This is a genomic window from Mesorhizobium sp. WSM4822 (assembly GCF_055811155.1).
Genome location: NZ_JBVVQM010000043.1, coordinates 1 through 8575, shown reverse-complemented (window position 1 = coordinate 8575; position 8575 = coordinate 1). Strand labels below are relative to the sequence as shown.

11 protein-coding genes and 2 pseudogenes are annotated in these 8575 nt (G+C 61.2%); 5 read left to right on the top strand and 8 right to left on the bottom strand.

Annotated features, from left to right (window positions below; genetic code table 11):
• Both AC0L3E_RS34140 and AC0L3E_RS34135 read left to right on the top strand, forming a co-directional pair.
• Positions 1-311 (top strand): N,N-dimethylformamidase beta subunit family domain-containing protein (locus tag AC0L3E_RS34140; RefSeq protein WP_473606849.1); only part of this gene is annotated, 311 nt, incomplete at its 5' end.
• 99 nt (positions 312-410) lie between these two features.
• Positions 411-490 (top strand): annotated as a pseudogene (locus AC0L3E_RS34135) (IS6 family transposase); the annotation flags it as partial.
• Positions 491-804: 314 nt separating this feature from the next.
• Here AC0L3E_RS34135 and AC0L3E_RS34130 read toward each other — a convergent pair.
• The gene (locus tag AC0L3E_RS34130) at positions 805-1530 is read right to left on the bottom strand and encodes an FkbM family methyltransferase (RefSeq protein ID WP_473606848.1); all 726 of its coding nucleotides are present in this window, start codon (positions 1528-1530) and stop codon (positions 805-807) included.
• Positions 1531-2067: 537 nt separating this feature from the next.
• Here AC0L3E_RS34130 and AC0L3E_RS34125 point away from each other — a divergent pair.
• Entirely contained in the window at positions 2068-2301 is a 234-nt protein-coding gene (locus AC0L3E_RS34125; protein WP_473606847.1) for a hypothetical protein, read from the top strand.
• 482 nt (positions 2302-2783) lie between these two features.
• Here the strand turns inward: AC0L3E_RS34125 and AC0L3E_RS34120 are convergent, their stop codons facing one another.
• The 7 genes from AC0L3E_RS34120 to AC0L3E_RS34090 form a co-directional block, all read right to left on the bottom strand.
• Positions 2784-2993 carry a tyrosine-type recombinase/integrase gene (locus tag AC0L3E_RS34120; RefSeq protein WP_473606845.1) on the bottom strand — a complete coding sequence of 70 codons (210 nt, stop codon included), beginning with the start codon at positions 2991-2993 and terminating at the stop codon, positions 2784-2786.
• Between the two features lie 206 nt (positions 2994-3199).
• Positions 3200-3583, bottom strand: coding sequence for a tyrosine-type recombinase/integrase (locus tag AC0L3E_RS34115; RefSeq protein WP_473606844.1), 384 nt, complete (start codon positions 3581-3583; stop codon positions 3200-3202).
• A gap of 129 nt (positions 3584-3712) precedes the next feature.
• The gene (locus tag AC0L3E_RS34110) at positions 3713-3967 is read right to left on the bottom strand and encodes a site-specific integrase (RefSeq protein ID WP_473606842.1); all 255 of its coding nucleotides are present in this window, start codon (positions 3965-3967) and stop codon (positions 3713-3715) included.
• A gap of 122 nt (positions 3968-4089) precedes the next feature.
• Positions 4090-4371 (bottom strand): tyrosine-type recombinase/integrase, encoded by a 282-nt coding sequence (locus AC0L3E_RS34105; RefSeq protein WP_473606841.1) that lies wholly within the window; start codon positions 4369-4371, stop codon positions 4090-4092.
• Positions 4368-4679: a hypothetical protein gene (locus tag AC0L3E_RS34100; protein ID WP_473606840.1), complete on the bottom strand. Its 312-nt coding sequence runs from the start codon at positions 4677-4679 to the stop codon at positions 4368-4370. The genes AC0L3E_RS34105 and AC0L3E_RS34100 overlap by 4 nt, the downstream gene beginning before the upstream one ends.
• The gene (locus AC0L3E_RS34095; RefSeq protein WP_473606838.1) at positions 4676-4969 is read right to left on the bottom strand and encodes a tyrosine-type recombinase/integrase; all 294 of its coding nucleotides are present in this window, start codon (positions 4967-4969) and stop codon (positions 4676-4678) included. The genes AC0L3E_RS34100 and AC0L3E_RS34095 overlap by 4 nt, the downstream gene beginning before the upstream one ends.
• Before the next feature lie 385 nt (positions 4970-5354).
• A complete protein-coding gene (locus tag AC0L3E_RS34090) occupies positions 5355-5519 on the bottom strand; it encodes a hypothetical protein (protein ID WP_473606837.1) in 165 nt (54 codons plus the stop codon).
• 277 nt (positions 5520-5796) lie between these two features.
• Between AC0L3E_RS34090 and AC0L3E_RS34085 the strand changes: the two genes are divergently transcribed.
• Together AC0L3E_RS34085 and AC0L3E_RS34080 are read left to right on the top strand one after the other, a co-directional pair.
• Complete coding sequence (locus AC0L3E_RS34085) at positions 5797-6675, top strand: tyrosine-type recombinase/integrase (RefSeq protein ID WP_473606836.1); 879 nt, start codon at positions 5797-5799, stop codon at positions 6673-6675.
• A 10-nt stretch (positions 6676-6685) separates the two neighbouring features.
• Positions 6686-7884, top strand: a pseudogene (locus tag AC0L3E_RS34080) (IS91 family transposase).
• Positions 7885-8575: the final 691 nt, after the last annotated feature.

The following is an 8575-nucleotide window of genomic DNA, read 5'->3' as shown; positions in this document are numbered from 1 at the left end:
GCTTCGATCCGACCTTGGGATCACCAAGCCATGCTGTCGTGATAGCGACTTCCACCGATCATACCGACAACATGGTGTTGGCCAACGAAGAGTTCGGCGCAATGCATTGGATGATTGGTGGAACCGAGAACAAAAACGTTCGCTCAGACATAGTCTTTTTCGAAACCGCGGGCGGCGGAGCAGTTTTCTCCGTTGGGTCCATTTCCTGGTGCATGAGCCTGCCCATCGACAATTATGAAAACGATGTTTCCCGGGTAACGCGGAACGTTCTTGAGCGCTTCGGTGATCCCAAACCGTTTCCGCTACCCTGACGGGCGCGGTTGAGGGCTTCGACGCATGACATTTTAGAGCTTACGGATAGATTGAAGGACCTGGAGACCACGCGCCTGTGCGAGGTGTCGGGCTATTGCCCCGGCGCGAAGCGCTTCTTCAGGAGGTTCTGAAACGTCACGGTCGACCTGACCGCGTCGTCATCGACGGCAGTCAGACCACCTGCAGGCGAACAATCGATCGAGCAGGATGCTCGGCGGGTCAATCACCCTATTGGTCGGCTTCAAATCACCAGCATAAGCCGCGGTCATCGCCGCCAGCATCCAGCATCGAAATGGTCCCAAGCGACAGGCAAGGTCCGCCGTCAATCGGAACATCCATGGTCGTTCTGCATCCCCACTCCGCCGTTGCAAGCCTGCTTACGCTACACGCGGCGATACGCGATTCGATCCTGATTTGCGCGCGCCACCCCGGGGCTCGGACGCAAGGGCAGGGCGTGGTGTACGATCGAGCACAGGGTCGATCGCCGCTGCATTAGGGCAATCGCTCGAAGATAACGTTGAAGTCAGTCATTGCAGCAAGTCGGTATGATCTGCATTCCATCAGATTTATAATCTGAGCCGTGATGCCCTTTAGATAATGCTCACTTGCTTCGCATTGGAGTACAGCAGGTCTGATGCGCTCGCACTCAATCGCCTTAACGAGATCGTAATCCAGTCCTTCGCAATCGATCGATAAGAAATCGATCTTATTGGCATAAGGGGTCAATAGTTCATTGATACCAATCGCGCCCACCTCAATTTGTTCTCGGATACCTCCTATACCGCCGAAGTCACCGAAACTTTCAACATGTGCTTTATCCACCGAGGAAAGCTCATGGGCGTTTCCGATGAAGAGCGTGGCAGACGCTTGCGGAGCGGGCAAGACAACGGATCGCACGAGAACGTCTTCCGGGCGCGCGGTGCGGATCAGCGCTTCTAATTCAGGATTGGGCTCAACTAGAACACCTCGCGCGCCTCTTTGGTATATGAGATAGGTGCTAGAGGTGGAAATGGGGTGATTGGCGCCGATTTCGACATAGAACACACTGGCCCAAGATCTGTGGCTCTTGCAGAGTCTTGCAGCCAGGATTCCTTCGACAATGACGTCTTCCCCGGCTAGTGCGTAACTAGCCGGGGCAAAGTGCTTAATCCGAGAGTTCGGCAGATTGAGCCTAGCGACTTCCTGGTTTATGGACTGGTTCTCAAACTGGGACAACATTGCTCGCACTCCAAGGGGTTGCCTGCGATTTTGGTAGGAGGCCGTTCCGGTTTGTCACGGCGGCCCTTGCTCATCATCCCAGCAATCGGCGTGCCAGATGCGGAATGCGGTGGTCCTTACTAGCGAGTGTGAAACACGCGCGCCCGCCGGAACGGTGCTACACTTTTGTCGGGTTCGCGACATCGGCCCCACCAAAAACGTCGGCTACCCGAGCAGTTGTGGGGTTCGTCGTGTCCGCCAGCGCCGGTGTGGTGCGCCTTGGCGTCCTGCCGCACTCTTCAGGCAAGAGTAACTCTTCGGCGCGATCCGCCAAAATTGGCACGAGGTTCGCGTGCTTCATTGGCAAGAGGCAGCTGCAGACCGGATCGTCATGGTCGTGGCCGCGCGATCGGTCGACAAGAAGGTACAACACATGGCTCTCGAAGGCGCGGATGCGGTCTGCAACTCGCGGCGACGGGCCCGCTGCAAGACCTTGTGCTAAAGCAGGTGCTGCCCTCAAAGGCAGTTTGACCTGTCAAACAACTTCAGGACGGAACGGTGAGCGAGTTTCTTGGCAAGTATGTTGATCACCAGATGACCTCCCCTTTGGCAATGGCGCGACGATCGGCTAAGATCAAGCCAATTTCGAACGGCCTTGCGCTAAGCCAAGTTCTATTGGCGCATGGCCTGGACGAATTTAAGGTGCAGTCAATTATCGTTTCGCGCCTCGCCGAGTTGCATCCGGCGCTCGTTCCCAGGTCCTTGGCGATAACTATGTCAGCGATCAGCTGATGAACGCTATCAAACCTCTTGACAAATAGCTTCTCATTTTCCAAATGGTACGGCTAGCAAATGATGGAGGTCGTGCATCGCGCGAGCGACAGCGGCGTCGTTCAGCACTCGATTGACTGGAGAACTACCCGACCGCGTTTATGTGATCGGGGAGGTTACGCTGGCTCGCGAGCTGATCAGAAGTGGTGTGGGAGAGCGTTTCGTGCCCCTGCGATCGTAACGCGGAACCCCAAGAACAGTTGCTGAAAGGCTTCCGCGGGGAGTTCGTTCAATGCGACGGCTACGATGGCTCTGAGCGGCTGACCGAGATCCAGCGCGCCGAAGGGCCGCGACGCTCGTCCACTACTGGAGCCATTATCCAGGGCGAAGTTTTATCTCTAGTACTGCCGCTGAGAAGCTGGATTCTGGCGGAAAAGTCGGCGGCGTTTGTCGACAAAAAATCAGAGCGACTGGAGGAAAGAAAGCAAGTCTGGCTTCGGCTTTCACGGCTTGGTCTGGGCGGCATGTTTCCAGAATCTCTGCAGCGCATCGCGCTTCATCTTCAGGTTAGTGGCGGTGTAGCGGCTCGTGGTCGCAATGCTGGCGTGGCCGAGATAGTCGCGGATTACGGTCACGTCGGTGCCCGACTGCAGCAGCGCCGCGGCGCAGCTGTGACGAAAAACGTGATGCGATCGCGCGCAAGGGTCGGCCAATCCTGGGCTGCTGCTGAGGCATGCTTGGCCAGGATGTGGGCTACGCCGTCGCGGGTTAGGGGCTGACCGTGACGGTTGACGAAAACATGCCGCTGATCCTCGGCCGTCATGCGTGTAGGCGGCGCAGTGCATCGGCCGTTTGGGACCATATCGGCACGAGCCGTTCCTTGCGGCCCTTGCCCGCAGACGGACCTGCCGTGGCGGCATCAGCTGCAGATCATCACCTCGCTGACCCGCGCGCCGCAATTGTAGAGAAAAAGCAGCAGCGTATGATCGCGCCAGCCTTGACGGGTCCGTCGATCGGGGGCCTCAATGATGGCCCGAATATCGTGAGCTTCAAGGTAGTGGCCAGGTCGAAGTCGCGTCCGTTTCGATGGCAGCGCCAGCACCTGTGTGTAACGGAGCGCGTGGTCAAGGTCGTTGCGCAGCAGGCGCTTGAAGAAGCTGCGCAGCGCGGCACGGCGGCAGTTGCGCGTGGCGGCGGACTTGGACCTTGTGGTCTCGAGATGATCCGGAAACGCAGCGATCATATTGGCGTCGAGATCGTCCAGCCTAAGCGCGGCGACCTCGCGGTTCTGACTCTCGGCCACGAACACAGCAGCAGCTTGAGCGTATCGCGATAGGCGCGGCTCGTGTGCGGGCTCGCGCTGCGCTGCGGGGCAGATAGTTGGTGAAAAAGGACTCGACGAGAGCGAAAAGCGCCTGTGATGCGACCTGGCTCATTGGGGGCGCCGTGCGCGGTGCACATGCTGTTCAAACCGGTTGCTGGCCAGCTCCAGCAGTTGCGGCGTCGCCTTGAGGTAGACCTCGGTGCCGAGGATGTTCTGATGGCCGAGATAGGCTGATAGCCAGGGGAGCTTTGCGTGAATATCGATGCCTTCCTCGGCCCAGCTCGTGAGGCGGTGGACCGCGAAGGCATGACGGAACTCGTAGGGACGAGCTCCAACGTGTCCATGGGCGGGCTTGATGCCCAAGCGACGGAGACCGGCGGATGGCATCGGCTGCGGCGGCGGTTGTCAGCGGCATACCGTTACGGCCAACGAACAGGGCTTGCGGATCCACGCAACGCTGATCGACGAGGAGCTGGCGCTGATCGTCAATGTAGCGACGCAACTCTTCCACCAGGTCGTCGCGCATGGGCACGATGCGCGTGCGCCGCTTGCTGTCGCGGCGTCAACGTGCCGCGTTCGAGATCGACATCGGCCATCTTGAGGCGCACGGCCTCGCCGAGCCGCAGACCGGTGCAATAGAGCACAAGCACGAGTCGGCGCAGCATCGACGCCCACACGGCGGGTCCTTCATACACCGAAGCGACGGTGAGAATCCGGCGAACCTCGTCCTGACTGAAAATGTAGGGAAAGAAGGTCGATTCCTTCACCGGCGCCCAGCTGTGCTCGGGCACATAGCTGGTGGGATCGTGACGACGGGGTAAAGACAAAGCTGGCGAATGACACCGAACTCGTTGGCGAGCGTGACAGCCTTGCGGCCGGGAAGCCGCCCACACCAGCGCCGGATGGCCTCCGCCATGGGGATCGGCTCTGCCTCGCCCCAGTGCTGCCCGACAAAGCCGAGGAAACAATCGATCTCGATCGCTCCGCGCTTGTAGGGATGGCCCATGGCGCGCTTGAACTCGAGAAAGCTGTCGGCGTCGCGCTTCAGTTCGGACAGGGTGACGATTGTGGTCATGACGGCGCCGGCAATGCGACGTCACGCAACGTCTCCGTTGCGATCCGCACGTAGGCGGAAAGGGACTCCGGATCCCGATGCCCAAGAAGCTCTGGGACCACGCGCGGCGGGGTGCCGAGATCGATCTGGCGTGCGGCGTGCGCATGCCGCAACACGTGACTGCCGAGAAACGGTGCCGATATCCCGGCAACTCTCGCTGCTTTGCGACGATATGGCGGACCGCGCTTGAAGCTGCCAAGGGACCGAACGGCACATGCATCTGCACGAACAGATGCCGGGTGGGTGTCCATGGGGCGCCCGCCGTGGAGATAGTCTGCCAACGCCTTAGCGACCGCCGGCAGAAGCGGCAATGGGAAGGCCGTCCCCGTCTTCGGCCGAACGACCGACAGGGGTGCCGGGCCAATGATGGCGCCATCATCCTGACAGCCATGATCGGCCCACGCACTGCAATGACCCGCCGCCGAAGCCAGCGCACCGCTCCCGCGAGGCCAATCTCCGGTCCGCGCAGCGCATCCGCCGCCACTTCCATGCTTCTTGCCGATGCCGCCACCGCGACTGTGCATTCGATCGTTGCAAGCAGCCCGGGCAAACGGGCTGCCAGGAAAGCCGGCAGCAAGCTGAATGTCATCCGCCCTTCCGGGCAATACCAGCGGGCGATGCGCACGCCGGGACTGGTCAGCCGTGCATAGCTGCCATGGCGTCGAAAGGCACAGCCACGTGCGGATGAAGCGGGCAGCCCGATAGATACGCCCGCTGCCACTCCTGCGTGGCGACATAGTCCTCGATCGTCGACGATGTGCGCAGCGGTATCTGCAAGTCCGTCGCCTCGCTCGCAAGCATCCTACGATCCTGCCGCAGCTTTATCCGGACACCAGAACGCCTCAACCTCTCGTAAACGCACCGTGCGCCGCCAAATACCCGAGATAAAACTTCGCCCTGGATAATACGCCTTGGACTAACCCGCTCCGCGACCGCGGACCGGCAAGGAGGCTATGCACCGACGGTGCGGTCCTGATGGCGTCGTTCGTGGCGCCGGACATACATGCAAAAGAAGCTCCAACTGCGCGAGCATGGGATGGCTGCTTGCAGCCCATTCCATCGGACAAAGGAGCTTGTCATGACCCAACTTCGCCAGCGCATGAGCGAGGAGATGCAGGTGCGCAACCTCGCGCTCAACACCCAGCGCTCGTATCACCAACAGGTGTCGCTGTTCGCCCGCTATTTCGGCAAGTCGCCGGACCTGCTCGGGCGCGGGGACATTCGGACTTATCAGGTTTATCTGACCAACCAGAAGAAGTTGGCGCCCGGTTCGATCCATACCGCCATCGCGGCGCTGCGCTTTCTCTACAGTGTGACGCTCGAATGGGTCTGGGCGCCTGAAGAGGTTCTCCCGCTTCCGAAGAAGCCGCAAAAGCTGCCGATCGTCCTCGGTCCCGAGGAAGTTCAGCAATTCCTCGGCTGCGTGCTCGACGTCAAACATCACGCCATCCTGACCACCTGCTATGCCGCCGGCTTGCGCATCTCGGAGGCGGTGCAGCTGAAGCCTACGGACATCGACAGCCAGAAAATGGTCGTCCGCGTCGAGCAGGGCAAAGGCCAGAAGGACCGCTACGTGATGCTGTCGCCCAAGCTCCTGGAGATCCTGCGCACCTACTGGAAGGTGCGCCGGCCGGAGACGTGGCTCTTCCCCGGCGATCGTGCCGGCGAGCCGATCACCAGGGATGCGGTGGGACATGCCTGCGCGAAAGCGCGCGACCGCTCCGGTTTGTCCAAGCCGGTCACGCCCCATAGCCTACGACACGCCTTTGCCGTCCATTTGTTGGAGGCCGGCGCCGACGTGCGCACCATTCAACTGCTGCTCAACAGGAGCCTCGCGACCACCGCCCATTACCTGCGGATTGCCACCAACAAGGTCTGCGCCACGTCGAGCCTCTTCGAGCTCTTGCCGCGTCCGGCGGCCACCTTGCCGCCGCCCGCCAAGCCGCAATACTTCTGAGCGCGCGCCGATGGCCCGCTCGGGGCCGGAAGTGGCGGATATCTTCCGCCGCTACGGTGAAGCCTATCGCACTCAGCATGACGCGTCGCTGTCGACCGCCCAGCGCCGCGTCATGACGGCGATCGAATTGTGCCGGACCGCCGCGCTCGGCGGGCACGTTGAAGCATGCGATCAATGCGGCCACCGGCGCATCGCCTTCAACAGCTGCCGCGACAGGCATTGTCCACGCTGCCAATCGCTGGCCCGCGCGCAATGGCTGGAGGATCGTCGCGCCGAGCTTCTCGACACGCAGTACTTCCACGTCGTCTTCACGCTGCCGGGCGACATTGCCGCCATCGCTTATCAGAACAAGGCGCTCGTCTACGGCCTGCTCTTCCGCGCCACCGCCGAGACGCTGCGCACCATCGCCGCCGATCCCAAGCATCTCGGCGCCGAGATCGGCTTCTTCGCGGTGCTGTACACCTGGGGCCAGAACCTGCTGCACCACCCCACCTGCACTGCGTCGTCCGGGTGGCGGGTTCTCGCCGGACGGCGCGCGATGGATTGCCTGCAAGCCCGGCTTCTTCCTGCCGGTCCGCGTGCTCTCACGCCTGTTCCGACGGCTGTTTCTGGATCACCTGGAGAAAGCCTTCGCGGGCGGCGAACTGCAGTTCTTCTCTGACTTGCAGGCCCTGAGCGAGCGTAACGCCTTCCGGCGCTACCTGGCGCCCCTTCGAAAGGCCGAATGGGTGACCTACGCCAAGCCGCCCTTCGCCGGGCCCGAACAGGTCCTCGACTACGTCGGCCGCTACACGCACCGCGTCGCCATCTCCAACAACCGCCTCGTTGACATCGAGGATGGCGCCGTTCGTTTCCGCTGGAAAGACTGCCGGCATGGTAATCGGCAAAAGGTCATGACCGTCTCGGCCGACGAGTTCATGCGTCGCTTCCTGCTTCACGTCCTGCCGGAGGGCTTCCATCGCATCCGCTACTACGGCTTCCTCGGCAATCGCCACCGCGCGCAAAAGCTTGTCCACTGCCGCGACCTGCTCGGCATGCCGGCTCCCGAGCCGTCGGTCGAGCCGATCGAAAAGGAACTATCGCGACCGCTACGAGGACCTTACCGGGCACTCCCTCCGGCAATGCCCGGCCTGTCACCAAGGGCAGATGATTGTCATCGAAGTCTTCGACGGCGTCACCGGACCGCCGCCATACTGGGATACATCATGAAAGTAGGGCTCAGCTTCCATCGTTACCGTATTGCACGGGCCGTTCGGCTGGAAAACCGAGCCGGTCCCGCGGAGATGCGCGCCGCCGGCCCCGGGGCAGCCTCTCCTCGCAAGGCGCGGCGCCGGTCCTCACTTTGCCGCAACCGATATGCGTGCCGCTTTCGGCGCATGCGACCCCTGCAATCGCCGCGTCCGCGTTGCGTCTGAGGCCCACGCGATACCTGTTCGCCGGTGCGGCTCAATTGAACGCCCATAGCGGCCACCCGTGCCGGCGGCTTAGTCCAACACGTTTTTAGCTCACCGTCGCGATCCACCGCAGCGCGCTCTCGCCACCTGTCTTTCTGCGCGACGCCAAGCTAAAAACGCTCTGCATTATCTCGACCACCAGATAAGGCGCATCTGCGCCGGCGCTTCGTCAAGCAGCTCAGAAACACGAAATCCCCGACCGGCCATCCGGCAGATCGCCGCGCTCTATGCAATCGAGGCGACGGTGCGCGGCGCTTCAGCTGAGGTTCGGCTCGACGCGGCCCAATATAGGAGCAGGTGTCCATAGGTGAAAATTCAGGCACCGCTGTTGCACAAAACTCAAAATAGATTCGCAGATTCTTAACACCGAAGAATCGTTGACGATGCTAGCCTTGGGCAAGGTCTGATGTCAAGCACAGCTACAACAATTCCAACGATCCTCCGGA